Source organism: Streptomyces sp. NPDC060002 (genome assembly GCF_042737245.1).
Lineage (GTDB): Bacteria > Actinomycetota > Actinomycetes > Streptomycetales > Streptomycetaceae > Streptomyces.
Map to the genome: position 1 here is coordinate 21254 of NZ_JBHWUW010000008.1, position 24201 is coordinate 45454.

Annotated in this window: 23 protein-coding genes; 12 read left to right on the forward strand and 11 right to left on the reverse strand. The window is 71.1% G+C overall.

Going from position 1 to position 24201, the window contains the following annotated elements; translation table 11 throughout:
* The first annotated feature begins 112 nt into the window (after positions 1-112).
* Positions 113-2047 (forward strand): AMP-dependent synthetase/ligase, encoded by a 1935-nt coding sequence (locus ACFWBD_RS10150; protein WP_385665345.1) that lies wholly within the window; start codon positions 113-115, stop codon positions 2045-2047.
* 402 nt (positions 2048-2449) lie between these two features.
* On the opposite strand, the gene ACFWBD_RS10155 is transcribed toward ACFWBD_RS10150, so the two are convergent.
* A complete protein-coding gene (locus ACFWBD_RS10155; protein ID WP_385665348.1) occupies positions 2450-3805 on the reverse strand; it encodes an MFS transporter in 1356 nt (451 codons plus the stop codon).
* Positions 3806-3903: 98 nt separating this feature from the next.
* Between ACFWBD_RS10155 and ACFWBD_RS10160 the strand changes: the two genes are divergently transcribed.
* Entirely contained in the window at positions 3904-4989 is a 1086-nt protein-coding gene (locus tag ACFWBD_RS10160) for a DUF5937 family protein (protein ID WP_385665351.1), read from the forward strand.
* Between the two features lie 5 nt (positions 4990-4994).
* Here ACFWBD_RS10160 and ACFWBD_RS10165 read toward each other — a convergent pair whose 3' ends face one another.
* From ACFWBD_RS10165 to ACFWBD_RS10195, 7 genes are all read right to left on the reverse strand, one after another.
* Positions 4995-5297, reverse strand: a complete 303-nt coding sequence (locus ACFWBD_RS10165) for a DUF397 domain-containing protein (RefSeq protein ID WP_385665353.1) — start codon at positions 5295-5297, stop codon at positions 4995-4997.
* A complete protein-coding gene (locus ACFWBD_RS10170; RefSeq protein ID WP_385665696.1) occupies positions 5294-6076 on the reverse strand; it encodes a DUF5753 domain-containing protein in 783 nt (260 codons plus the stop codon). Before ACFWBD_RS10170 ends, ACFWBD_RS10165 begins: the two co-directional genes overlap by 4 nt.
* Positions 6077-6242: 166 nt before the next feature.
* Positions 6243-6596, reverse strand: a complete 354-nt coding sequence (locus ACFWBD_RS10175) for an STAS domain-containing protein (protein ID WP_385665356.1) — start codon at positions 6594-6596, stop codon at positions 6243-6245.
* On the reverse strand, positions 6593-7882 hold the full coding sequence (locus ACFWBD_RS10180) for a PP2C family protein-serine/threonine phosphatase (protein WP_385665359.1): 1290 nt from the start codon (positions 7880-7882) through the stop codon (positions 6593-6595). The genes ACFWBD_RS10175 and ACFWBD_RS10180 overlap by 4 nt, the downstream gene beginning before the upstream one ends.
* Positions 7882-8685: an alpha/beta fold hydrolase gene (locus ACFWBD_RS10185; RefSeq protein WP_385665361.1), complete on the reverse strand. Its 804-nt coding sequence runs from the start codon at positions 8683-8685 to the stop codon at positions 7882-7884. Before ACFWBD_RS10185 ends, ACFWBD_RS10180 begins: the two co-directional genes overlap by 1 nt.
* A gap of 99 nt (positions 8686-8784) precedes the next feature.
* Entirely contained in the window at positions 8785-9495 is a 711-nt protein-coding gene (locus tag ACFWBD_RS10190; protein ID WP_385665363.1) for a class I SAM-dependent methyltransferase, read from the reverse strand.
* A gap of 142 nt (positions 9496-9637) precedes the next feature.
* On the reverse strand, positions 9638-9841 hold the full coding sequence (locus ACFWBD_RS10195) for a cold-shock protein (RefSeq protein ID WP_385268549.1): 204 nt from the start codon (positions 9839-9841) through the stop codon (positions 9638-9640).
* Between the two features lie 288 nt (positions 9842-10129).
* Here ACFWBD_RS10195 and ACFWBD_RS10200 point away from each other — a divergent pair, with 288 nt between their 5' ends.
* The 3 genes from ACFWBD_RS10200 to ACFWBD_RS10210 all read left to right on the forward strand — a co-directional run bounded on the left by ACFWBD_RS10200 (position 10130) and on the right by ACFWBD_RS10210 (position 13347).
* Entirely contained in the window at positions 10130-10978 is an 849-nt protein-coding gene (locus tag ACFWBD_RS10200) for a menaquinone biosynthetic enzyme MqnA/MqnD family protein (protein WP_385665365.1), read from the forward strand.
* Positions 10979-11059: 81 nt separating this feature from the next.
* Positions 11060-12793, forward strand: coding sequence for a serine/threonine-protein kinase (locus ACFWBD_RS10205; protein ID WP_385665368.1), 1734 nt, complete (start codon positions 11060-11062; stop codon positions 12791-12793).
* Entirely contained in the window at positions 12790-13347 is a 558-nt protein-coding gene (locus ACFWBD_RS10210; protein WP_385665370.1) for a hypothetical protein, read from the forward strand. Before ACFWBD_RS10205 ends, ACFWBD_RS10210 begins: the two co-directional genes overlap by 4 nt.
* 11 nt (positions 13348-13358) lie before the next feature.
* On the opposite strand, the gene ACFWBD_RS10215 is transcribed toward ACFWBD_RS10210, so the two are convergent.
* A complete protein-coding gene (locus ACFWBD_RS10215; protein ID WP_385665373.1) occupies positions 13359-14423 on the reverse strand; it encodes a hypothetical protein in 1065 nt (354 codons plus the stop codon).
* A 144-nt stretch (positions 14424-14567) separates the two neighbouring features.
* On the opposite strand from ACFWBD_RS10215, the gene ACFWBD_RS10220 reads away from it, so the two are divergent.
* The 3 genes from ACFWBD_RS10220 (at position 14568) to ACFWBD_RS10230 (ending at position 17267) form a co-directional block, all read left to right on the forward strand.
* On the forward strand, positions 14568-15383 hold the full coding sequence (locus ACFWBD_RS10220; RefSeq protein WP_385665376.1) for a prepilin peptidase: 816 nt from the start codon (positions 14568-14570) through the stop codon (positions 15381-15383).
* A gap of 71 nt (positions 15384-15454) precedes the next feature.
* Positions 15455-16654 (forward strand): cyclic dehypoxanthinyl futalosine synthase, encoded by a 1200-nt coding sequence (gene mqnC, locus ACFWBD_RS10225; RefSeq protein WP_385665379.1) that lies wholly within the window; start codon positions 15455-15457, stop codon positions 16652-16654.
* 7 nt (positions 16655-16661) lie between these two features.
* Positions 16662-17267 carry a hypothetical protein gene (locus ACFWBD_RS10230; RefSeq protein ID WP_385665381.1) on the forward strand — a complete coding sequence of 202 codons (606 nt, stop codon included), beginning with the start codon at positions 16662-16664 and terminating at the stop codon, positions 17265-17267.
* A 118-nt stretch (positions 17268-17385) separates the two neighbouring features.
* Here the strand turns inward: ACFWBD_RS10230 and ACFWBD_RS10235 are convergent, their stop codons facing one another.
* The gene (locus tag ACFWBD_RS10235) at positions 17386-18429 is read right to left on the reverse strand and encodes a chitinase (RefSeq protein WP_385665384.1); all 1044 of its coding nucleotides are present in this window, start codon (positions 18427-18429) and stop codon (positions 17386-17388) included.
* A 306-nt stretch (positions 18430-18735) separates the two neighbouring features.
* Here ACFWBD_RS10235 and ACFWBD_RS10240 point away from each other — a divergent pair, with 306 nt between their 5' ends.
* The 4 genes from ACFWBD_RS10240 to ACFWBD_RS10255 are packed head-to-tail and all read left to right on the forward strand — an operon-like array spanning position 18736 to position 23693.
* Positions 18736-19146: a hypothetical protein gene (locus ACFWBD_RS10240; protein WP_385665386.1), complete on the forward strand. Its 411-nt coding sequence runs from the start codon at positions 18736-18738 to the stop codon at positions 19144-19146.
* Positions 19147-19165: 19 nt separating this feature from the next.
* Positions 19166-21517 (forward strand): bifunctional polysaccharide deacetylase/glycosyltransferase family 2 protein, encoded by a 2352-nt coding sequence (locus tag ACFWBD_RS10245; RefSeq protein ID WP_385665389.1) that lies wholly within the window; start codon positions 19166-19168, stop codon positions 21515-21517.
* Positions 21517-22965, forward strand: a complete 1449-nt coding sequence (locus tag ACFWBD_RS10250) for an acyltransferase (RefSeq protein ID WP_385665391.1) — start codon at positions 21517-21519, stop codon at positions 22963-22965. The genes ACFWBD_RS10245 and ACFWBD_RS10250 overlap by 1 nt, the downstream gene beginning before the upstream one ends.
* Positions 22966-22997: 32 nt before the next feature.
* Entirely contained in the window at positions 22998-23693 is a 696-nt protein-coding gene (locus ACFWBD_RS10255) for a demethylmenaquinone methyltransferase (RefSeq protein ID WP_385665394.1), read from the forward strand.
* Between the two features lie 94 nt (positions 23694-23787).
* Here ACFWBD_RS10255 and ACFWBD_RS10260 read toward each other — a convergent pair whose 3' ends face one another.
* On the reverse strand, positions 23788-24102 hold the full coding sequence (locus ACFWBD_RS10260; protein ID WP_385665395.1) for a PASTA domain-containing protein: 315 nt from the start codon (positions 24100-24102) through the stop codon (positions 23788-23790).
* Positions 24103-24201 lie beyond the last annotated feature (99 nt).

Here is a 24201-nt window from a genome sequence, read left to right on the forward strand (position 1 = left end):
CTAACTGGCGGTAACCCCTTTCTTAGGGGGCATCCCGGTGAACGCCTCGGTGCGCGAGGCACGTACGTCATGCAGCAAGCAGTTTCGTCGCTGCACGCCCAGGGAGCCGCCCGTGTCCACGCCGTATCCAGCTGCCGACTCGGCCTACGCCGACCGCGACGCTCCGCCCACCCTGGTGGAGCCCGAGACGCGACGACTGGACGGCGAGGTACGGGAGGCGTCCGTACCGGCGCTCGCGCGCCCGGTGACGTACGGCTCGCTCGCCGACCTGCCCTACGACAACGCGGCCGCCGTCCCCGAATCGGTGGTCCTCAGCCGTAGGGGCCAGGACGGCGAGTGGACGGACATCACGGCCGAGCGCTTCGCCGCCCAGGTCCACGCGGTGGCCAAAGGGCTGATCGCCGAGGGTCTCGTGCCCGGCGACCGGCTCGCCATCATGGCCCGCACGACCTACGAGTGGACGCTGCTCGACTTCGCGGCCTGGGCGGCCGGCCTGGTCACCGTCCCCGTCTACCCGACCTCCTCCGTCTTCCAGACCCGCTGGATCCTCCACGACTCCGGCGCGGTCGCCCTGGTCACCGAGAGCACCGCCCAGGCAGCCGCCCTCGGGCCCGAACTCGACCGGCTGCCCGATCTGCACCACCTGTGGGTGATGGAGAAGGGGCATGTGGACCGGCTGATCGAGGCGGGCGAGCACGTACCGGACGCCGAGGTCGAGATCCGCCGGGGGATGCTGGTCCCCGACACGCTCGCCACCCTCATCTACACCTCCGGCACCACGGGCCGCCCCAAAGGCTGCGCGCTCACCCACGGGAACTTCTTCACCGAGGTCGACAACGCGATCGAACTCCTCTACCCGGTCTTCAAGTCCAAGAACGACGACGACGTCTCCGTCCTCCTCTTCCTCCCCATGTCCCACGTCTTCGGCCGCATGGTCGCCATCGCCTGCGTCCGCGCCCGGGTCCGCCTCGGCCACGCGCCGAGCCTGAAGGCCGACGAACTCCTCCCGGACCTGGCGGCCTTCAGACCCACCTGTCTGCTGGCCATCCCGTACATGCTGGAGAAGATCTTCAACACCGCCCGCGCGAAGGCCGAGGCCGGCGGCAAGCTGTCCTCCTTCGACCGCGGGGTCAACGTGGCCCGCCGCTACGGCGAGGCGGTCGAGGCGCACAAGACCGGCAGGGGATCCGGCCCGGCGGCCACCCTCCGCGCCGCCCGCACCTTCTACGACCCGCTCGTCTACCGCCGCATCCGCAACGCCATGGGCGGCCGCGTCCGCCACGCCATCTGCGGCGGCTCCCCCCTGGGCCGGCGGCTCTCCGCCTTCTACCTCGGCGCGGGCATCGAGATCTACGAGGGCTACGGCCTGACGGAGACGACGGGCGCGTCCACGGTCACCCCGCCGCTCAAACCCCGTCTGGGCACGGTCGGCTGGCCCCTGCCGGGGACGAAGATCCGCATAGCGGCGGACGGCGAGATCCTGATCGCAGGCGACCACGTCCTGCGGGGCTACTGGGACCCGACGGCCGGGGGAGTGGTCCCCGCCGCCCCCGACGGCTGGCTGCCCACCGGCGACCTCGGCGAACTGGACGACGAGGGCTATCTGACGATCACCGGCCGCAAGAAGGAGATGATCATCACGGCGGGCGGCAAGAGCGTCGCCCCCGCGCCCCTGGAGAACTGGCTGCGCTCCCACCCCCTGATCTCGCAGGCGATGGTCCTCGGCGACGGCCGCCCCTACGTCTCCGTCCTCCTCACCCTCGACCCGGACGGCCTCACCCACTGGCGCCAGATGAACGGCAAGCACCCGGTCCCGGTGGAGCTGCTGATGGACGACCCGGAACTGCACGCCGTGCTCCAGCGAGCGATCGACGAGGCCAACAAGCTGGTCTCCCGCCCGGAGTCGATCCGCCGCTTCGCCATCCTCCCGACCGACTTCTCGGAACACGCCGGCCATCTCACCCCCTCGATGAAACTCCGCCGCGAGGCGGTCCTGCGTGACTTCGCGGACCAGGTGGAGGGGTTGTACGAACAGCAGACGCCGTAGGCAGACGCGGTAAACGGTTCGCGGGGACGGGCCCAGGCCGGGAAGCATGCGGCTGGTGAACCGCATCGAGTTCTTCCACTACCCCTGGGACGAGCACCCCACCGCCCTGGTCTGGGGTGTCCGCGTCGACGGCGTCGATCTGCGCGCGCGTGCCGCCTGGGCGACGCGTGAGCTGTGGCGGCCGGAGCTGGAGGACCAGTTCGAGGACCAGGAGCGGGAGTCGGCGGAGCAGATCTGGGGCCAGCACGGTGGTCTGGGCGTCCGCGACTTCACCGGGAACGCCTTTCTGCGCGCGGCCGACCGGACGCCCCTCCTCGGCTGTGTCTGTGGCATCTGGCAGTGCTGGGCGCTGATGGCCCGTCTCGAGGTGACCCTTACGACGGTCACCTGGGCCGCCTTCCGTCAGCCCGAACGCGAGGAGTGGGGCGAGCTGTCGATCGGTGCGTTCGTGTTCGAACGGACGGCGTACGAGGCGGCGCTGAGCGCTCCGCCGGTGCTGGCGGAGGACCCGCTGGGCCCGGCTCCGGAGTCCTTGGGCTGTGTTCCCTGATCCTTCTCGGTGGCGACGGCGGAGGCGGACAGGAGCGTCGCACCGGCGAGACCGCCCCAGAGTGCGGCCGGGCCGTGGGGCGCGAGCGCGGTGATGACCGCCGGGGAGACGGCGAGGCCGAAGCCCGTGGACAGTTCGAAACGGGCGAGGGTGCGTCCCAGGAGACGGGCCGGGGCGAGGACGGTGACGAGCGCGGTGGCGCTGCCCGCGTAGATGATCTCGCCGAGGGTGCAGACCACGGACACCGCGGCGACGGCCGGGGCACCCCACCCGTGTCCCAGCGAGGTGGCCGCGAGGAAGCCCAGGTAGGACACGGTGAGTACCACGCCGGCGAGCGCCAGCACGGTCCGCCGGGAGAAGCGGGACATCAGGACGGTCACCGGAACCTGAAGGGTGACCACCAGCACCGTGTTGGCCACGAAGATGGCCGCCGACCACGCCGGGGACGCGTGCAACTGGGTCAGCAGGACCAGGGGGAGCGCGATCTCGGGGACGTTGAGGCAGAAGGCGTAGACCACGTTGGCGGCCAGCAGCGCGCGCATCCGAGGGGCGGGGGCGGGAGTGGGAGTGGGCCCGTCGGCGCTGTCCTCGGCCGGGGACGCGGCCGGATGCGCGCGCAGGTGGACCGACGAGGCGAGGGCCGCCGCCGCGAGATAGGCGACGCCGGTGACGGCCGCCAGCGCCTGCAACGCGGCGGTGCCGCCCGCCAGGCACACGGTGGCGAGGAGCGCGCCGGCGCCCAGGCCTGCGTTGCGCAGGGCGCGGCCCGCCGCGAGAGCGGTGTCGCGTTCCCGGCCGTGGGCGACCGTGGCCACGAGAGCGGCGTGGGCGGCCGGCCAGGCCTGGTTGCCGACGCCGAGGACGAGCGCCGCCGTCGCGAACAGGCCGGCGTGTCCCGCCGGGGTGGCCAGCAACAGGGCCACACCCAGCACCTGCACCAGCATCGAAGCCGCCACGACGGTGCTGCGTGCGCCCCGGTCCAGCCACCGGCCCACCACGGGCATGCACGCCAGGCCCACGACGACGCCGGCCGTCATGGCGATGCCGGTGACCGGCGCGGACAGCCTCAGCACCGTCACCCCGTAGATCAGCAGAAAGGGTCGCAGCATGCCGGTGCCGAGCGCGTCCACGGTCAGGGCGACGGCATAGCGGGGGCCTCCGGAGGCACGGACGAGGGCGCGGGGCCGGATCTTGGTGGTGGTTGACATGGCGGCAACGCTGAGTTCAACCGCCTGACCGGGCACGTCGGTTGACGGAGACCGTCAACCGACGCCGTCGTCGGCCGTCCGGTCGGTGATGATGAGGGATGACGTTGAGGATCGACATCAGCGGCCTGCCGTCGGAGCGACTGCGGTTCGCCGCCTCCCCGCTGGCCGAGCTGACCGCGATGCTGCACGTGCTGGCGGAACCCGGGCACCATCCGCAGCTCGCCGGCTGGGCCGGTGACGTCTGGACCGGGCTGCGGCCGGAGCTGGCCGAGCGGCTGCGGGAGGCGGAGTTCCTCTGGCGTTCCTCACAGGCGGACTTCCTGATCCCCGCCCGGCCCCGGCCGACCCTCGCCGAGGAGCTGGACGACGTGGACCGGATCGACGACGAGCGGTATGTGACCGCCGCGCTCGTCACCACGTGCGGCAGCAACCGGGTCCACTTCGGCATGCCGTCGCCGCTCACCGACGCGACCGCGCGCGAGCGGGCCCTGGACCTGGCCCAGTCCCGCGGCGCGCTGCAGGAGGCCTTCGCGGAACGGCTGCTCGCGGACCCGGCCGCCGTGCGGGCGCGGGTGCGCGACACCCTCGAACAGTGCGCCGAGGCCTTCTTCGACGCCACCTGGGCGGGCGTCGCCGTGCGACTCGCCACCGACCTGCGCCTGAAGAACGACCTGCTGAGGCGCCAGGGCATCGGGGCGGCCCTCGCGTCGGTCTCCGACGCGGTCACCCTGGCACCGGACGGCGACTGCATCATCGTGGACAAGCTGCAGGACAAGGCGACGGCCGCCCACGGCGCCGGGGTCACCTTCATCCCCAGCGTCTTCGGCCGCCCGCACCTGGTGGCGGTCCACGCGCCCGGATGGCAGCCGGTGGTGCAGTACCCGGTGGGCGAGCCGGGTCCGGCGGAGCCGGTGTCGCTGGAGACGGTCACCCTACGGCTGGAGGCACTCGCCCATCCGGTACGGCTGCGGCTGCTGCGCACCCTGGCCCGCAGCCCGCAGACCAACCGTGAGCTGGCCTACGCATGGGACCTCACGCCCCCGGAGGTCTCCCGCCACCTCGCCGTCCTGCGCCGCGCGGGCCTGCTCACGGCCCAGCGGCACGGTCGCTACGTCCGGTACACCCTCGATCTGCCCGCGCTGACGGCACTGGGGTCCGACCTGCTGGGGGCTGTGCTGCGCTGAGGCGACTACTTCACGGCGTACGCGAGGAACTCGGCCCAGGCGCCGGTGCCGAGGGAGAGGCGGGGGCCGTCGGGGTTCTTGGAGTCCCGGACATGGATGGTCCGAGGGCAGACGGCCACTTCGAGGCATTCGCCGCCTTCGCCACTGCTGTAGGTCGACTTGTGCCAGGGATAGGCGACTTCGAGGCATTCGCCGCCTTCGCCGTCGCTGTACGTGGACTTGCGCCAGACGTAAGCGACTTCAAGGCAATCGCCGCCCTCGCCGTCGCTGTAGCTGGACTTGAACCAGGTGAGGTCCTCGCTGTTCACAGCTCCTCCAGCTTTTTCTCGATCAGCGTTCGGGTTTCCCTGGGCGGGAGAGCCATTGCCCGCATGCTCCCATAGCGGTCGGCGATCTTCCGGACCTCTTCCGGGTCGGTGATCAGCCGGGGATAGCCCTGCGCCTCTGTATAGGCGACCTGTGAATGTTTCTTGGGCGTCAGAAGGTTGAATGCGCTGCCCAGGTTGGGGTGTTCCTCCACTCTGGTTGGCATTACCTGGATTTCGACGTTCCGCATGTGGCTGACCGTCAGCAAGCGCCGCAACTGTTCCGCATGGACGTCCCGTCCGCCGATCGGCCGGTCCAGGACGGTCTCCTCGATCACGTAACTCACAATCGGCACAGGCCAACGGTCGAAGACCTGCTGCCGCGAAAGCCTGTCAGTCACCCGTTTCTCGATGGTCTCCTCGTTGAGGAAGGGACGCCGGTTCGCGAACACCGCGTGGGCGTGGTCCGCGGTCTGGAGCAGCCCGTGCACCGCGTTGATGGAGTACTGGTGCAGCTCGACGGCCTCGGCCTCCATCGCCGCATATCCGCGGTACCACTCCGGATGCCGGGTCCGGACCCGGCTCATCGCCTCCCTGACCTCGGGGACGGCCTCCTTGAACAAGCCGCCCGCAGCCAGCAGTTCATCCGCCTTCTCCAGCACCTCGGGCCGGATCGTCCGTACGCCCCGCTCCATCGCGGAGATCGCGTCCGGGCCGTACCCCAAGGGCGGCCTGCGCACGGACGCCCGGGCCCGCGTCCTGCGTCCTGCGCGCCGACGGATCGACGATCCCCGGCCCGTACGCCGCCGGGAACGCCGGCGCCGCCGTCATGGGCCACAGCTGCGTCGGCGCGGGTTCGACGATCGGCCCCGCGATGACCTTCGGCTACATCGCGGCCCTCGATCTCGCCGGGGGACTCTAGGGGTGCGCCGGGTGCCGGTACGGCGGTCAGTGGCTCTGCCGGGAGTTCCGGGCGGCGGTCTCGCTGTCGGGGTGGACGGGAAAGATCTGGTCGAGGCCGACGATGCGCAGGATGCGCAGGGTGTTGGCGGGAACGGCGGCCAGCGCGATGTCCGCGTGGGCGGCGAGGGCGTGCTGGTGGGCCGCGATCAGCGCGGTGAGACCACTGGAGTCACAGAAGTCCATGTCGGCCAGGTCCAGGATCAGGCGCTGGCCCGGCTGGAGGACGAGCGTGTCGACCAGGTCACGCAGCTCATTGGCGTGTTCGTAGTCGAGGTCGCCGAGGATCTCCAGGACGGGGCCGGTCGCCGTGTCTCGGGTGGTGATCTTCAGCGGGCTCATCGGGCGCTCTTCGTTGCCGGGTCGGGTGCGGGGACGCCGAGCGCGAGCAGGGCGGTGTCGTCGTCGAGGCCGTCGCCGAACTCGTCCAGCAGGCCGGTCAGGGCCTCGATGACGGCCTGCGGGGGCCGGCCTGCGTGCTCGGCGGCGAAGGCGCGCAGGGCCTCGTCCCCGTACAGCTCACCCCGGTCCTCGCCGGTACGGGCCTCGGTGAGTCCGTCGGTGTAGAGCAGGAGCGTGTCGCCGGGGGAGAGGACCGTGGTGGCGGCGACGAAGCGCGCGTCGGGCAGCACACCGACGAGGAGACCGCCGGGGGTGGGCAGGAAGTCGGCTGTGCCGTCGGCGCGCAGGACGAGGACCGGCGGATGGCCGCCCGAGGCGACGCGGACGGCGACCTGCCCGGTCTCGGGGTCGGGTTCCAGCACGCCGAACACGGCGGTGCAGTAGCGCGGATCGCCGCCGGCGGAGTACCGCTCGTGCAGCACCTTGTTGAGGGTCGACAGCGCCGCGACGGGGTCGCAGTCGTGCAGAGCGGCGGCGCGCAGGGTGTAGCGGGTCAGCGAGGTGACGGCGGCGGCCTGCGGACCCTTGCCGCACACGTCGCCGAGGAAGAACGCGAAGCGTTTGCCGTCGACCGGGAAGACGTCGTAGAAGTCGCCGCCGAGCCGGTCGGGGGAGGCCGTGTAGTAGTGGGCGGCCGTCTCCACCCCGGGCACCGGCGGCAGGGTGGCGGGCAGCAGCGACTGCTGGAGCACCGCGAGGGCCTCCTGCAACCTGGCACGGTCGGCCTCCGCCTGTCTGCGCGCCTCCTCGGCCACCTTCCGGCCGCGCAGGAGTTCCTGCTCGTAGGCGCGGCGGTCCCGGGCGTCGAAGACGGTGGTGCGGATCAGCAGCGGCTCGCCGGTACCGCCGTACTTGACCACGGAGGAGACCAGTACCGGTATCCGGGTGCCGTCGGTCTGCTTCATCTCCAAGGCGATGCCGCCGAGCTTGCCCTGCATGCGCAGCAGCGGCGCGAAGTGCGTCTCGTGGTACAGCTTTCCGCCCACGGTCAGCAGGTCGGTGAACCGCATCCGGCCCACCACCGCCTCCCGCTCCAGGCCGAGCCAGTCCAGCAGCGTGGTGTTGATCTTCGCGATGGTGCCGTCCATCAGCATGGACAGGTAGCCGCACGGCGCGCTCTCGTACAGCTCCTCGGCGCTGTCCTCCAGCAGCGCGGCGAACGCCGCGTCCGAGCTCTTCCCGTCGCGGGCGTCGGCCGGGTCGGGTTGCCGACCGGGGCGGCACATCATCGCAGCCGCGCGAGGAAGCCGGTGATGGCCTCGTTGGTGGCCTCGGGCGCGGACAGGTGCGGGCAGTGCCCGGTGGCGTCGAGAGTGATCAGCGTCGAGCCGGGGATCGACCGGTGGACGAAGGCGCCGATCTCCGGGGGCGCGATGGCGTCCTGGGTGCAGTCCAGCACCAGCGTCGGCACCCGCACGTTCTTCAGGTCGTCCCGCGAGTCCGACAGGAAGGTGGTCCGGGCGAAGACGCGAGCCATGTCCGGGTCGGTGGCGCAGAAGCTGTTCTTCAGTTCCTCACCGAGCTCGGGCTGCTCCGCGTTCCCCATGATCACCGGTGCCATCGCCGCCGACCAGCCCAGATAGTTCGACTCCAGCGACGTCAGCAGCTCGTCGATGTCCTCCGCGCTGAACCCGCCCCGATAGCCCTCGTCGTCGATGTAGCGAGGAGACGGAGCGACCATCACCAAGGCGCCGATGCGCTCCGGAGCCTTGTCGGCGGCCAGCACCCCGATCATCGCGCTCACCGAGTGGCCCACGAACACCGCGTCGCGCAGGTCCAGCGCCTCGCACACCTCCACCACGTCACGCGCGTAACCGTCGAGAGAGGCGTAGCGGTCCTCCGAGAACGCGGACAGGTCCGAGCGGCCCGACCCCACGTAGTCGAACATCACCACCCGGTACTCCTCGACCAGGGCGGGAACGGTGAGCCGCCACATGTTCTGATCACAGCCGAACCCGTGCGCCAGCACCACCGCGGGCCCCTGGGGGTTGCCGGTGACCGTGACGTTGTTCCTGCGCTCGATGTTCATATCCACCAGTTTCCCAAACCTCGCCGACTGCTCCAGTACCCGGCCTGCGTCACCCCATGCCCAGGGTTCTGGCGTCCGGCGCGGTCGGCCTGCGGGCGATCAGGAAGGCCTGCGGGCGATCAGGAAGGCCTGCGGGGTCGATTCGCCGAGGTCGGCGTCCAGCTCCCGCACCGTGCGCGACACCATCGCGAAGCCGGCCGCCGTCAGCAGCTCGGCCATCCGCTCCGGGCGGCGGCGCTCGAAGTCGAGGGCGACCGGGTAGCCCCACGGCTGGTCGTAGTGGCGCGGTTCGTCGCCGACCTGGAAGGCCAGGAGGAGATGGCCGCCTGGGGCGAGCACGCGGTGGAACTCGGTGAAGAGGGCGGGCAGCTCGTCCACAGGGGTGTGGATGGAGGAGTAGAAGGAGACGACCCCCGCCAGACTCCCGTCGGCGAAGTCCAGCTCCAGCATCGAGCCCTGCTCGAAGGGGATCTTCGGGTTCTCGCGCCGCGCGATCGCCAGCATCGACGCCGACAGGTCGAGCCCGGAGATGTCGAGCCCGCGCGAGGCCAGGAACCCCGTGGACCGGCCGGGACCGCACCCGAGGTCCGCCACCCGGCCACCGGCGCCGACGAGCTCCGCGTACGCGGTGAGTACGGCCCGCTCCAGCGGCCTGGCCACCAGCTCGCCACGGTAGCGCTCGGCGTACTCCTCGGCGATGGCGTCGTAGAAGGTACGGGTGGCGGCGACGAAGCCGGGGGCGGCGGAGGCGGGAGGAGGAGTGGGGGTGGCGTCCGTGGTGTCCGTGTCCGTGTCCGTGGTGTCGGTCATGGACGGGGACCCTAGCCGCGCCCACTGACAACCTCACCACTGCCGACCCGAGGAGCGCCGGACAAAGGCAGGAGCCCCGTGCCGGCAGGCACAGGGCTCCTTGGGTACTGCTCTCAGACTTACGATCTCAGGGTTCTGAAGATCAGGCGGGGGTGACGTTCTCCGCCTGGGGACCCTTCGGGCCCTGCGTCACGTCGAAGGAGACCTGCTGGTTCTCCTCGAGCGAGCGGAAACCCTGCGTGTTGATCGCGGAGTAGTGGACGAAGACGTCGGGGCCGCCGCCTTCTTGGGCGATGAAGCCAAAGCCCTTTTCGGCGTTGAACCACTTCACGGTTCCGGTAGCCATAAGCCCTCCTTGGGCCCAAAGGGTTGCCCTGCTCCAGAACCCTGCAAGCGTGAAAGCAAGTGCCGCACAACTGCATACGTCTGAAAACGACGAGAGCCCGCGGTTACATGCTCCGCAGGCTCTGTACTGCAAGGGAAACCAAACTGCAACTTGCGGCGAGCCTAGCACGCAGGCAGCCGAAAGCAATAGAGGTCAAGATCACGTCACCCGGATGTTTGAACATGCGCGGAAGGGCTTGACCGAGGGGGTGGAGTGCCCACGGTATCCGATGGGGTCTAGCCTCGCGATGTGGACAATTCTCGCACCCGGCCGCGCGTCGGCCACATCCAGTTCCTCAACTGCCTGCCCCTCTACTGGGGGCTCGCGAGAACCGGCACCCTCCTCGACTTCGAGCTGACGAAGGACACCCCGGAGAAGCTCAGCGAGCGACTGGTGGCGGGCGACCTCGACATCGGGCCCATCACCCTCGTCGAGTTCCTCAAGAACGCCGACGACCTGGTCGCCTTCCCCGACATCGCGGTCGGCTGCGACGGCCCGGTGATGTCCTGCGTGATCGTCTCCCAGGTCCCGCTGGAGGAGCTCGACGGCGCCCGGGTCGCCCTCGGTTCGACCTCCCGCACCTCCGTGCGCCTCGCCCAGCTGCTGCTGGCGGACCGTTTCGGCGTGCAGCCGGACTACTACACCTGCCCGCCCGACCTCAGCCTGATGATGCAGGACGCCGAGGCGGCCGTACTCATCGGAGACGCGGCGCTGCGGGCCAACCTGCTGGACGGACCGAAGTTCGGCCTGGAGGTGCACGACCTCGGGGCGCTCTGGAAGGAGTGGACCGGTCTGCCGTTCGTCTTCGCGGTGTGGGCGGCCCGCCGGGAGTACCTGGAGCGCGAGCCGGTCATCACCCGCCAGGTCCACGAGGCCTTCATCGAGTCCCGCAACCTCTCCCTCGACGAGGTCGGCAAGGTCGCCGAGCAGGCGGCCCGCTGGGAGGAGTTCGACGAGCGCGTGCTCGAGCAGTACTTCACCACCCTCGACTTCCGTTTCGGCGAGCCCCAGCTGGAGGCAGTGACCGAGTTCGCCCGCCGGGTCGGCCCGACGACGGGCTTCCCGGCCGACGTGAAGGTCGAGCTGCTCCAGCCGTAGCCACGGCACTACGCTGCTGCCGAGTCCTAGGGGGCCCCGCGGCCCCGCGGGGGCGCCTTTCGGGGGAGAGGTGGACATCCAATGCAGCCGCTCGGAGCCGACGAACCCACGACCGTGGGTCCCTACCGGCTGCTCGGCCGCCTCGGCTCCGGCGGGATGGGCCGCGTCTACCTGGGCCGCAGCGCCGGGGGCCGCACGGTCGCCGTGAAGATCGTGCACCCGCACCTCGCGCTCGACGAGGAGTTCCGCGCCCGCTTCCGGCGCGAGGTCGACGCCGCGCGGCGGGTCGGCGGCGCGTGGACCGCGCCGGTCCTGGACGCCGACCCGGAGGCGACGGTGCCCTGGGTCGCCACGGGCTACGCGGCCGGCCCGTCCCTGGCCGCCGCGGTCGCCTCCGGCGGCGGACCGCTGCCCGAGACTTCCGTGCGGGTGCTGGGCGCGGGCCTGGCGGAGGCGCTGGCCACCGTGCACGAACTGGGCCTGGTGCACCGGGACGTGAAGCCGTCCAACGTCCTGCTGACGGTGGACGGTCCGCTGCTCATCGACTTCGGCATCGCCCGGGCGACCGACGGCACGGCGTCGCTCACCTCCACCGGCGTCTCGGTCGGCTCGCCCGGCTACATGGCCCCCGAGCAGATCCTCGGCAAGGTCGCGTCCGGCGCGGCCGACGTCTTCTCCCTCGGCGCGGTGCTGGCGTACGCGGCGACCGGCCGGCCCCCGTTCCCCGGGGACTCCTCGGCCGCCCTCCTCTACAAGGTCGTCCACGAGCAGCCCGAGCTGGGCGAGCCGGAGGGCGCGCTGCGGGGCGGACTGCGGGCGGTCGTCGAGGCCTGTCTGTCCAAGGACCCGACCGCCCGGCCGGCCCCCGCCGAGGTGGCCCGGCGACTCGCCCCCGAGGGCGCGGCCCGGCTGGCGGCGGGCGGGTGGCTGCCGGGTGCGCTGGTGGAGCAACTGGGGCGGAGCGCCGTACAGCTGCTGAACCTGGAGGGGACGGGAGCCGGTGTGGAGCCGGCCCTGTCCGGGCCGGTGGGGTTCAGCAGTCCGGCGGTGCCCTTGGGGAAACCGGCGGTGACGCTGGGGGAGTTCGGGCCGCCGCCGGTGATGGGCGGGGGCGCCCCCGCTCCGGCCGACGGGCCGCGTCTCGTCCCCGAGCCGAGGGACGCCGGGCCGGCGGCCGCCGGGGCGGACCGGCCGGGCAGGGTCTCCGTCACCGTGGCGGCCACCGCGACTGCGGGGGAGGGCGGGCGCGGGCGGCGGCTGAGCTGCACCGTCGCGCTGGCGGTCGCGGGGGCGATGGCGGCGGTCACGGTCGGGACGGTGTTCCTGTTCCACCTGCTGCCGGGCGACGGGGACCGCAACGACGCCTCCGGCAGCGACGCCTACTCCTCGGCGCCGACGGCCGGTTCCTCGGCGCCGGCGAGCGGTTCGAGCTCCGGCCCGGCCGCCTCTGCGGCGTCCACCGCGCTCCCGGCGCGCTATGTCGGCACCTGGGAGGGCGAAGGCAGCGGCCTCGGCGGCACACTTCCGATGGGCACCTTCCGCGTGACGGTCCAACAGGCGGCGGTGGGAGACAAGTTGGGTGAGCTGCGGCAGACCGATGTGCTCGGCGGCAGCTGTCTCGACATCCTGACGCTGAAGCAGGTCACGGAGAAGGACGTCGTCGCCACCTCGGTCGGGGCCAAGGGCAACCACAGCGGCTGCAATCCCGAGCCCCACACGATCCGGCTCACCCCGACCGGCGACGACCTGACCTACGCCTCGGACAGCGCGGCGGAGGGCAGTCCGGTGGCGCGGATGTCGAGGGTCGAACAGTGAACCGGTTCCGGTCCCGGGCCGGCTTCGGAATCGCCGGTGGCGTCCTCTTGCTGGCGGCCCTCCTCGCCGCCCTGCTGTTCGCCATGGGCCTGTGGAGGTGGTTCGTGCGCGAGACGGCACCGGCGCTCGTGGACCTGCCCGGCGGCGGATGGACGGCCGGCGCGGTGCTCGGGCTGCTGTCGGTGGCCGGCTGGATCGGCGGCGCCTGGTTCTCCTCCCCGGAACGCGACCGGGATCACGGCCGTACCGGCCCGGCGCGGATCGGGTTCGCGATCGGGGGAGCGGTCTGCTGGACGGTGGCCTTCGGCGCGCTGATGTACGTCTTCGGCGCCCTACCCGGCCGCAACTGCCGTCCGGGCAGGGCGATGTGTGCGTACATCCCGGGCACGGGCAGCGCGTTCCTCGCCTACGCGGCCACGGCCGTACTGCTCGGCGGGCTCTGGTACCGCCGGCGCGGCACGGTGACCGCGGCACGCCGCGCGCAGGAGCGGGACCGGATGAGGAGACTGCGCAAGAAGGGCGGGGGCAGGAGCAGGGCGGCGCGGGGGAGGTAGCCGGCGACGGTCTACTTCCCGCCCGGCGCCCCCTCTTCCTCCTCGAGCAACTTCCGCAACACGGGCGACAGTTCCGGCACCTGCGCGCCGGCCGCCTGGGCCGCCGCGATCGTCCGGACATAGGCGAGCGCCTCCTGGCGCAGCCGCGCCTTCTCCATGCCCTGCCGGCTGCCCAGCACCCACACACGTACGGCGAGCGGGACCAGGACGAGGGCGCCGACGACGGCGACCGGCATGTCCTGCGACACACCCCACGCAGCACCCAGCAACCCGCCGAACAGCAGCAGACAGCCGCCCTCGTCGTGCCATCCGCCTTCGCCGGCGATCTGCTCGTAGGAGAGGACGGCCGCGGGCTTCGGAGGGATCGGGGCGGGGTTCGCGGGGAGGGGGACGGGCTCCGCGGGGAGGGGGACCGGCTCCGCGGGGAGGGGGACGGACGTCCGCGACGGCGGCCGGTCGGAAGAGGCCGACCGCGTGGGCGGCCGCGGTGCCGCCCCAGGGCTCACCGACGACGGGTCCGGTGCGGCCCAGGTCGCCGAAGGAGCCGCCGGCCCCGGCGGAAGCGTCCCCCCGTCCTCCTCCCGGACGACGCTGTACGTGGGCACCGGCGCCGATCCCTTCCCGGTCCCGCCGTACGACCTGCCCTCCAGCCACGCCGGTACGTGCGTCACCGGCAGCCCGTGAGCCCGGGCCACGCCGATGACCTCCCGGTAGCCGACGAGGGTGCCGTGCACCAACTCGCGCTTCCAGCGGAGGCGTACGGCGCTCAGCGTGGCCACGGCGACGACGAGGAGGGGACCCGCGGGGGCGTACGAGAGCGGGAGTCGCCCGGAGAGCGCCGGGACCATCTGCGCCATGAAGGGCCAGAGCACACCTGCCACCAGGGTGAGGCCTCCCACCCACACCAGCGGTCCGTGCTGGGTGGCTTCCAGTGCTCGCCGCCGTTCCGCCAGCAATTCGCTCACGGCCGCGTCGTCCGTGTAGTCCACGCCACGGCGCTCGCCGATCGCGCGTACCGTCGCGAGCACCCTGGCGTCGGACGCCAAGGTCGCCCGGCTCACCGGGAGAAGTGCCATCCGAGCCCCCGTTCTTCCTGCCGCATCCGGGGATGATGGCACGGACGTTCGACCGGTTGCGAGGTTCTTCGTGGCCGATTCCGTGCGGGCTTCATGAGGACGCGTCAGCGCCAGGGTCCCTCCGGATCCCTAGGATCTCTGTCGATGACCACACCTCCCGGTGACCTGGCACTGGTCACGATCGCGGCGCTCTGGGGCGCCATCGCGGGGGCGTCGCTGCCGCGTGCCGTCCACCGGTTCTCCGTGCCGTGGGAGGAGAGGGACGGCGGCTGGCGGGCGACCTGCCCGGGCGGGCACCCGATCCGCGGGTGGCTCGGGCCCGCGAGATGCGCTCGCTGCGCCGAGCCGGCACCGAGTCCGGAGCCGGAGTCCATGGCAGACGCGAGTCCCGCCGCCTCCGCCGCCTCCGCCGTCTTCTACGCTCCCGGTGCCGTCGGGCTTCCCCTGCTCACCGCTGTCGTCTGTGCCGCGCTCGCCGCGGCGACCGGTGTCCGGCCCGAACTCGTCGTCTGGCTGCTGCTCGCGCCGGCCGGGGTGCTGCTGGCCGCCGTCGACCTGCGGGTGCGCCGGCTGCCCGATCCGCTCACCCTCCCGCTCGCGGCCGCCGCCCTCGCCCTGCTGGGCCCGGCCGCGCTGCTGCCCGAGCACGCGGGCGACTGGACGACGGCCCTGCTGGGCGCGCTCGCCCTCGGCGGGGGATATCTCGTGCTGCATCTCGTCAACCCCGGCGGCATGGCCTACGGCGACGTGAAGCTGGCGCTGTCGATGGGCGCCGTCCTCGGCTGGTACGGCTGGGCGACGGTCATGCTGGGCACGTTCGCGGCGTTCCTGCTCGGGGCGCTGTACGGCGGTGCGCTGGCCGTCGTGGGACGGGCCGGCCGCAGGACGACGATCGCCTTCGGGCCGTTCATGCTCGCCGGGACCCTCGCCGGGCTGCTGATCGGTGCGTACGCGGCCTGACGTCCGGGTGCCGGGACCGCTGGCGTAGGCTGGTTCGGTCCGTCCACAACCCTTGACGAAAGGGACCTCCGGTGCCCGAGAAGGCCGACCTCCAGTCTGTGCTCGACCGTGCCGCGGACGGCGGGCGGATCACCCCGGAAGAGGCCCTCGACCTCTACCGCGACGCCCCCCTGCACGCGCTCGGCACCGCCGCCGACGCCGTACGCCGCCGGCTGTACGCGGGCACCGAGCACATCGCCACGTACATCATCGAGCGGAACATCAACTACACGAACGTGTGCGTCACGGCGTGCAGGTTCTGCGCCTTCTACGCGGCCCCCAAGGACACCGCCAAGGGCTGGACGCGCGACCTCGACGACATCCTGCGGCGATGCGCCGAGACCGTCGAGCTCGGCGGTACGCAGATCATGTTCCAGGGCGGGCACCACCCGGACTTCGGGGTGGAGTACTACGAGAAGCACTTCGCGGCCATCAAGGAGGCGTTCCCGCAGCTGGTGATCCACTCGCTGGGAGCGTCCGAGGTCGAGCACATGGCGCGGATCTCGAAGGTGTCGGTCGAGGAGGCCATCACCCGTATCCACGCCGCCGGCCTCGACTCCTTCGCCGGCGCCGGCGCCGAACTGCTGCCCGCCCGTCCCCGCAAGGCCATCGCCCCGCTCAAGGAGTCCGGCGAGCGCTGGCTGGAGATCATGGAGACCGCGCACGGGCTGGGCGTCGAGTCGACGTCCACCATGCTGATGGGCACCGGCGAGACCAACGCCGAGCGCATCGAGCACCTGCGGATGATCCGTGACGTGCAGGACCGGACGGGCGGCTTCCGGGCCTTCATCCCGTACACGTACCAGCCCGAGAACAACCACCTGAAGGGCCGCACCCAGACGACCCTGTTCGAGTACCTGCGGATGATCGCGATCGCCCGGCTGTTCTTCGACAACGTCCGGCACATCCAGGGCTCGTGGCTGACGACGGGCAAGGAGGTCGGCCAACTCTCCCTGCACTACGGCGCGGACGACCTCGGCTCGATCATGCTGGAGGAGAACGTCGTCTCCTCGGCCGGGGCCAGGCACCGCTCCAACCGCCTCGAGATCATCGACCTGATCCGGAAGGCGGGCCGCGTCCCGGCCCAGCGCGCGACGACGTACGAGCACCTCCTCGTGCACGACGACCCGGCGAACGACCCGGTGGACGAGCGGGTCATGTCCCACATCTCGTCGACCGCGATCGCCGGCGGCACGGCCCACCCCGAGCTGAAGCTCCTCGCTTCCAACTAGGGCCCTCTTGCAGACGATTCACGCCGACTCCAGGGGCCGGGCCCTAGCCGTCGAGGGCGCCTGGATCGCCGGGGCCGGCCCGCTGGAGCGACTCGCCGCCGCGTATCCGTCGGCGCGGGTGCGCCGGTGGCCCGGCATCCTGACGCCCGGTCTCGTCAACCCGCACGGCACGGAGTTGCTGGAGGGCGCCTACCACCCCGACCCGCGCGAGGCCGACGAGCTGGGCACCCAGCCGCTGACCGGAGACGCGCTCACCGCACTGGCCCCGGACGACGCCCGCTGGGGCGCGAGCGCCCGGCGCGGGGTGCAGCGCATGCTGGCCCACGGCACGGTCGCGGTGGCCTGCGAGGAACTGCGCCGGCGGGCGGTGCGGGACGCGGTGGCCCGCTCCGGCCTTGCGGTGGCGGACCGGCTCGGAAACCCCGGCGGGGCTCCCTCGCTGGATCCGTACGCCTGCGGCCTGCCGGTGGAGTTCGCCCCGCCCAGGGAACGGGGCTCCGCCGCCCGCTTCGCCGTCTTCGACGTGCCCGACGAGGCGGCCCTGTCGGCCCGGGGCGCGGGAACCTGCGTGGCCACGGTGATCGAGGGCCGCCTGGTGTACCGGCGGCGCTGAGCGCGCCCTTCCAGGGGCGCGGGCTGTGACATCGTGCGGCTCCGCCGGGTGGGCGCGATCAGCCACGACGGCCCGGCAGCCGGCATACGACCGACCCTTGCGAGTCCTACTCCGAGTCCTACTCCGAGAACGCCTCGGCGAATGCCCCTGAACTCTGTTCGACGCCACTGCAGTTGGTCAACGCGTCATCCGTGGCGGAGCCGGCCTCGCAACTCTGGTCGCGGAACGTCGACCACATGGACACCCAGGAGATGCCCTTCTCCTCGGCGAACGTCCGCACCTGTGCCGCGTCCGCGAGCGAGAACGTCTCGTTGGCGACGTCGTTGGTGCCGATCATCGAGGTGAGCGCCATCCCCTTCCACGCGCCGGCGTCCGTCGTCCCGAAGGCCTCCTTGAGCTGCGCCTGTGCGGCCGTCGCCGACGTGATCGCGTACCCGCCCATGTCACCGGCGTACGACTCGCCGTAATTCATCGTCATGAGGTTGACGGTGGAGACCTGGACGTCGTACTTGTTCGCGGACGCCAGCAGCGCCAGGCTGTCGGCGTCCAGCCCGGAGGGCATCACCGGGAGGGTGAAGGACACCTCGAGGTCAGGGCGCTCCTCCTGGAGGGCAGCGATCGCCTGGGAACGCAGGGCGACCGAGGCGGAGTCGGTCAGTTCGTCGCCCTCGATGTCGAAGTCGGCCTGGGTGGAGCCGGCCGCGTCGAGCGCCTCGCCGTAAGCCTCCGCGAGTTCGGACGCGCTGTCACAGGTGGCCGCCAGTTCCTTGCCGGAGGCCCCGCCGAAGGAGACGCGCGCCGTGGCGCCCGACTCGGTCAGCGCCGAGATGCGGGACTTCACGGCGGAGTCGCCGATGGCGTTCGTACCGTTCCACTTCGGCGTACAGCCGCTGCCACCGGAGATGACGAACGCCAGGTTGTACGTCGTCGGCGAGCCGGCCGAGTCGTTGTCGTCGGCCTCCACCGCGCTCACGTAGGGCGCGTAGGAGGTGCCGGTACTGGAGGATGTGGCGCTGGTCGATGGTGAGGGACTGCTTGCCTGTTCGCTCTCCGCGGGTGGTGCCGCGTCCGACGTGCTGTCTTCGGACCCCGCGGAGCATCCTGTAACGGCCAGGGCAAACAGGCAGGTGACCCCGGCCATCGGCATCAGGAAACTCCTCATTGCGTATGCACCCGCTCTCGTGATTTCTGTCTCAGCATGGAAACAAAGCGTTTTCCCCAATGGAAATGTCTCACAAGTGGGCGGATCGCGCGGGAACAGTGGACACACAGACAGTTCATGGAGGTAACCGCGCAAAAGGTGATATCCACCCGCCCAAAAGGGATAATCAACCCTCCCATGATGGGCGGGTGTCGCGCAGGGGATTGGGGGATCTCTCAGGGAAGAGACAGGTTCACGCGTTTCTCATGGGTCTCTCACAAGCGATGCAGAGTTTGTGCCACATAAAGGCTCTCTAATATCCGTGGAATGCAATCCGAGCCTGCCATCGAAAGCCGTGCCGCCGCTCGCGGCAGCCGTCGCGGCCGCAAACGTGACGACGCCTCCGCCGAGGGGCCCGTGTTCGTTGACACCTCCGGACGCAGGTCCAAGCTGCTGCGCCGGATCGGCCTCCTCATGGGGGTCGGCTGTCTTGTGTACGCCGTCGTCCTCGGCGCCGCCTTCATGGGCTGGGGCACCTCCCTGGCCCCGTCCTCCCTGCTGCCGTTCGGCAACGGAGGCCCGCGCGGTTCCCAGAACTCCGGCCCCGGCGGCGCCCAGCCGCAGGGCGGTACCGGCACCCCGCCCTCGATGCCCACCGGCACTCCGCCCACGGGCGTCGCCACCGGCGAGCCGCCGAGCTCCGCCCCGACCGCGACCGCCTCCGCGGCCGCCAACTGACCGGAGTTCAGCCACTCCCATGACGACCACTTCCTCTCGCGGCCGCCGCCGTGCCCCGACCCGCATGTCGCGGGCGGCGGGCAAGGCCTCGGCGCTCCAGAAACCGCGTGTCATCCTCGCCCTGCTGCTTCTGCTCGCGCTGACCAGCGTGATGCTCCTCGACGGCTATCTGCGCGCCGAGGTCGGCGGGGACCAGCGGGTGCGCACCGGGGCCAGCGCCGGCAAGGTGCCGGAGAAGGTCCTCGACGGCGGCCCGATCCTGACCTTCCAGGGCGGCCAGGCCACGACCCTCTCGGTGCCGGACAAGACCATCGCGCTGACCTTCGACGACGGCCCGAACCCGACCTGGACGCCCCAGGTGCTGAAGATCCTCCAGGAGTACGACGTGCCCGGCACGTTCTTCCTGGTCGGCTCGATGGTCTCGCGCTATCCGAGCATCGTGGAGGACATGGTCGAGGAGGGCAACGAGGTGGGCATCCACACCTTCACCCACGTCGACCTCTCCTACCAGTCCGAGGCCCGCGTCGACCGCGAGATGGAGCAGACCCAGCTCGCGCTCGCGGGAGCGGCCGGCATCACCACGACGCTCTTCCGCGCCCCGTACTCCTCCGAGACGGACGCCATCGACAACTACAGCTGGCCCGTCTACGAGGAGCTCGGCGAGGACGGTTACACCAGCGTCTTCGTCGACACCGACAGCGACGACTGGAAGAAGCCGGGCGTCTCGAAGATCATCGAGGGGGCCACGCCGGAGGACGGCAAGGGCGCGTCGGTGCTCTTCCACGACGCGGGTGGCGAGCGCTCGCAGACGATCGAGGCACTGCCGAAGTACATCAAGAAGATGAAGGCCGCGGGCTACACCTTCACCACCATCAGCGGTGTGATGCAGGAGCAGAACGCCGCACCCGGGGCCTCCGGCACGGGTCAGCCGCAGGCCCCGGGTGCGGCCGGGGCCGGCGCTGCGACGGCGACCGAGGGGACGACGGGAACCGAGGGGGCGACCGGCGGGCAGTCCGGCAACGTGCCCAACGGCGAGGGCGGCACCGGGCAGAGCGTCAACCGACTCCAGGCGGCCCACCGCGAGGCCACCGGCGTCACCCTCTACGAGGGCAAGGCCCTGATCGCGGCGGTCACCCTCGCCGAGTGGACCGTCCCGACACTGTCGGTGGGGCTGATGATCGTCGGCGTGGCCGTCATAGGCCGGTTCGGGATGATGCTGATCCTGGCCCGCCGCCACTACAGAAAGCGCAACAAGCGCCGCTTCAGCTGGGGGCCGGCCATCACCCGTCCGGTCAGCGTGATCGTCCCGGCGTACAACGAGAAGGAGTGCATCGCCAACACCCTGAAGTCGCTGGCGAAGAGCACCCATCCGATCGAGATCATCATCGTGGACGACGGTTCGACGGACAACACGTCCGAGATCTCGCGCGAGGCGGCGAGGGACCTCGGCATGACGAACGTCCGCGTCATCCGGCAGGAGAACGCGGGCAAGCCGGCCGCCCTCAACAACGGTGTCCGCAGCGCCAGTTACGACATCGTCGTGATGATGGACGGCGACACGGTCTTCGAGCCGGACGCCGTGCACCAGCTCGTGCAGCCCTTCGCCGACCCGAAGGTCGGCGCGGTCGCCGGCAACGCCAAGGTCGGCAACCGCGACACGATCATCGGCGCCTGGCAGCACATCGAGTACGTGATGGGCTTCAACCTCGACCGCCGCATGTACGACCTGCTGCGCTGCATGCCGACCATCCCCGGCGCGATCGGCGCGTTCCGCCGCGAGGCCGTGCTCGAGGTCGGCGGCATGAGCGAGGACACCCTCGCCGAGGACACCGACATCACCATCGCCATGCACCGCGGGGGCTGGCAGGTCGTCTACCAGGAGCACGCCAAGGCCTGGACCGAGGCGCCCGGCTCCCTGAAGCAGCTGTGGTCCCAGCGCTACCGCTGGTCCTACGGCACCATGCAGGCGCTGTGGAAGCACCGCAAGTCCCTGACGGACAAGGGGCCTTCGGGTCGCTTCGGCCGGGTGGGCATGCCGCTCGTGGTCCTCTTTCAGATCATCACGCCGGTCTTCGCCCCGCTCATCGACGTGTTCACGATCTATTCGATGATCTTCGTCGACTTCCAGGCGGCACTGCTGGCCTGGCTGGCGGTCCTCGGCGTGCAGCTGGGCTGTGCGGCCTACGCGTTCCGCCTGGACCGCGAGAAGTACCGCTACCTGCTGATGATGCCGCTCCAGCAACTGGCCTACCGCCAGATGATGTACCTCGTCCTCATCCACTCCTGCATCACCGCCCTCACCGGCGGCCGCCTGCGCTGGCAGAAGCTGAAGCGCACCGGCGAGGTCGGCACCCCTGCCGGGGTGAGCTGATGAGCTGGGAGCAGCAGGGCTTCGGCCAGGGCCCTGGGCAGGGGTACGGCTACGAGCACGGGCAGTCGTCGTCGTACCCGTACGGGTACGACGGGTACGGGCAGCAGCCGTCCTCTCCACAGCAGCCCTATCCACACCAGTACGGGCAGCCGCCGTATCCGCAGGAGCACGGGCAGCAGCCGTATCCGCAGCAGCCGTATCCGCAGGAGTACGCGGAGTACTCGCAGAGCGCGGAGTACGGGCAGGGTGTCGCCGTCGAGGAGACGGCGACCCTGCCGGTGGTGGACGTGGACGTGGACGTGGACGTGGACGCGGACCCGGATCCGGGCCCGGAAGCCGTTCGGGAGCCCGAGGCCCGGGCGTCCGTCACCGAGGAGACGACGGAGAAGCCCCCGCCCCCGTCCAAGCCCGCCGCTCCCCAGCGCGACCGCTACTTCGACACGCTCCGCGCCCTCGCCCTCATCCGTGTCGTCGCCTACCACACCTTCGGCTGGGCCTGGGCGGGCATGGTCTTCCCCTCCATGGGGATCATGTTCGGCCTGGCCGGCACCCTGATGGCGAAGTCCCTGGAGCGTCCGGCGCTGAAGGTGGTGAAGAGCCGCTTCCGCCGGCTCCTTCCCCCCTTCTGGTTCTGGGGCGTCTTCGTCGTCCTGGCCATGCTGATCCACGACTGGATGCCGGGCTGGGAGATCGTCTACTGGATCGTGCCGCTCGGCGACCCGCCGGGGAACGCCTGGGGCCAGCAGGCCTGGGAGATCCTCTGGTACCTGCGGACGTACCTCTGGTTCGTCCTGCTCTCCCCGCTCCTGCTGCGCCTGTTCCGGCTGGCCCCGGTTCCCGTGCTGGCGCTCTCCCTCGCGCCGATCCTGGTGCTGACCTTCGTATGGGCGGGCCCGGACAACCGCGTGGGCACCGCGATGTGGGACCTGTCGACGTACCTCTTCTGCTGGATGCTCGGCTTCGCGCACCGCGACGGCGTCCTGCAGCGCATGAAGCCGGCCCTGGTGGTCGTGATGTCGCTCGCGGCGATCGGGTTCGGCGGCTGGTACGCCTTCACGCACCAGGCCGAGTTCGGCACCTACGACCTCGACGAGGACCCCCTCGCGCAGGCGTTCTGGTCGGCGGGCTTCGTCATGCTGCTGATGTGGGCGAAGGCGTACTTCGGGATCGACTTCGCCTGGCTCACCCGCTTCCGGCGCACGAACCGGATCGTCACCGTCTTCAACGCGCGCGCGGTGACGATCTACCTCTGGCACGAGATAGCCCTGATCCTGGCCGTGCCGCTGATCGACCGGTTCTGGGACGTCCCCGCGTTCGAGAAGTACCTGCCGCTGGAGAGCCAGTGGTTCATGTTCGGCGTGGGCTGGCTGCTGATCGTGCTGTTCGTGCTGCTCTGCGGGTGGGTCGAGGACGTCGCGGCACGGAAGAAGCCGAGGCTCCTGCCGTGAGCCGGTGAGGAGGGGGCTGCCACAATGGGCGGGTGACCCGTGCTTCCCTGAACAAGCAGCCCCACGAAGTCGCCTCGATGTTCGACCGCGTGGCGGAACGGTACGACCTGACCAACGACGTCCTGTCGCTCGGCCAGGACCGGAGGTGGCGCAAGGAGGTCGCGAAGGCGGTCGACGCCCGCCCCGCCCAGAAGGTCCTGGACCTCGCCGCGGGTACGGCGACGTCCTCCCTCCCCTTCGCGCGGACCGGCGCCTATGTCGTCCCGTGCGACTTCTCCCTCGGCATGCTCCAGGTCGGGAAGAAGAACCACACCTGGCTGCCGTTCACCGCCGGGGACGCCACGCGACTGCCCTTCAAGGACGACGTCTTCGACGCCGTCACCATCTCTTTCGGCCTGCGCAACGTGCAGGACTTCGACGCCGCCCTGCGCGAGATGCACCGGGTGACCCGGCCCGGCGGACGCATCGTGATCTGCGAGTTCTCGCACCCGACCTGGGCGCCCTTCCGCACCGTCTACACCGAGTACCTGATGCGCGCGCTGCCCCCGGTCGCCCGCGCGGTCTCCTCCAACCCGGACGCCTACGTCTACCTCGCCGAGTCCATCCGCGCCTGGCCTGACCAGCCCGCCCTCGCCGAGCACCTGCGCAAGGCCGGCTGGGCGAAGATCGCCTGGCGCAACCTGACGGGCGGCGTGGTGACCCTGCACCGGGGCTTCAAGGAGGCCTGAGGCCCGCCCCGGACGTCAGCGCGGCGCGGACGTCAAGCCCGCCTCGGAGTCCGGTGCGGCTCGGGCCCTCGGGCCGGCTCCGGCCGGTCTGCCGCTACCCGGTGATCGCCTCGAAGGGACGTCCGGGCCGGTCCAGCTCGCGCTGCAGCCCGCCTCCGCCCGGTCCGGGCACCCGAGGCTCGCGCACGCCCGCGCCTCCGCCGCCCTCGCCTTCGCCGAATTCGAACCACACGGTGACGACGGCGCCGCGCGGCACCTCGACACCGGGCGGCGGGTACTGCCGTACGACGTAGTCCACGACCGCGCGGTGGAACTCGGGCCTGTCCGGTGCGGCCAGCAGCACGCCTTGTGCCGCGGCCGCCTCGCGCGCGTCCATGGCCATCAGACCGACGAGTCTCGGCACGCGCACGACGGGTGTTTTGGGTGGTATGAGCACAAATGTCACCCCCAGCGGTACTGGAAGGGTAACCGCCCGGGGGTGCCATCCGGAAGGCTCACGTGTCTTTCT

Coding starts and splice junctions, on each gene's coding strand:
- ACFWBD_RS10195 (WP_385268549.1), bottom strand. CDS start 9,841: ATGGCTACCGGAACCGTGAAGTGGTTCAACGCCGAAAAGGGCTTTGGC.
- ACFWBD_RS10180 (WP_385665359.1), bottom strand. CDS start 7,882: ATGTGCCGCCCCGGTCGGCAACCCGACCCGGCCGACGCCCGCGACGGG.
- ACFWBD_RS10235 (WP_385665384.1), bottom strand. CDS start 18,429: ATGAGGAGTTTCCTGATGCCGATGGCCGGGGTCACCTGCCTGTTTGCC.
- ACFWBD_RS10240 (WP_385665386.1), top strand. CDS start 18,736: ATGCAATCCGAGCCTGCCATCGAAAGCCGTGCCGCCGCTCGCGGCAGC.
- ACFWBD_RS10215 (WP_385665373.1), bottom strand. CDS start 14,423: ATGGCACTTCTCCCGGTGAGCCGGGCGACCTTGGCGTCCGACGCCAGG.
- ACFWBD_RS10160 (WP_385665351.1), top strand. CDS start 3,904: ATGACGTTGAGGATCGACATCAGCGGCCTGCCGTCGGAGCGACTGCGG.
- ACFWBD_RS10190 (WP_385665363.1), bottom strand. CDS start 9,495: ATGACCGACACCACGGACACGGACACGGACACCACGGACGCCACCCCC.
- ACFWBD_RS10250 (WP_385665391.1), top strand. CDS start 21,517: ATGAGCTGGGAGCAGCAGGGCTTCGGCCAGGGCCCTGGGCAGGGGTAC.
- ACFWBD_RS10175 (WP_385665356.1), bottom strand. CDS start 6,596: ATGAGCCCGCTGAAGATCACCACCCGAGACACGGCGACCGGCCCCGTC.
- ACFWBD_RS10245 (WP_385665389.1), top strand. CDS start 19,166: ATGACGACCACTTCCTCTCGCGGCCGCCGCCGTGCCCCGACCCGCATG.
- ACFWBD_RS10185 (WP_385665361.1), bottom strand. CDS start 8,685: ATGAACATCGAGCGCAGGAACAACGTCACGGTCACCGGCAACCCCCAG.
- ACFWBD_RS10220 (WP_385665376.1), top strand. CDS start 14,568: ATGACCACACCTCCCGGTGACCTGGCACTGGTCACGATCGCGGCGCTC.
- ACFWBD_RS10205 (WP_385665368.1), top strand. CDS start 11,060: ATGCAGCCGCTCGGAGCCGACGAACCCACGACCGTGGGTCCCTACCGG.
- ACFWBD_RS10155 (WP_385665348.1), bottom strand. CDS start 3,805: ATGTCAACCACCACCAAGATCCGGCCCCGCGCCCTCGTCCGTGCCTCC.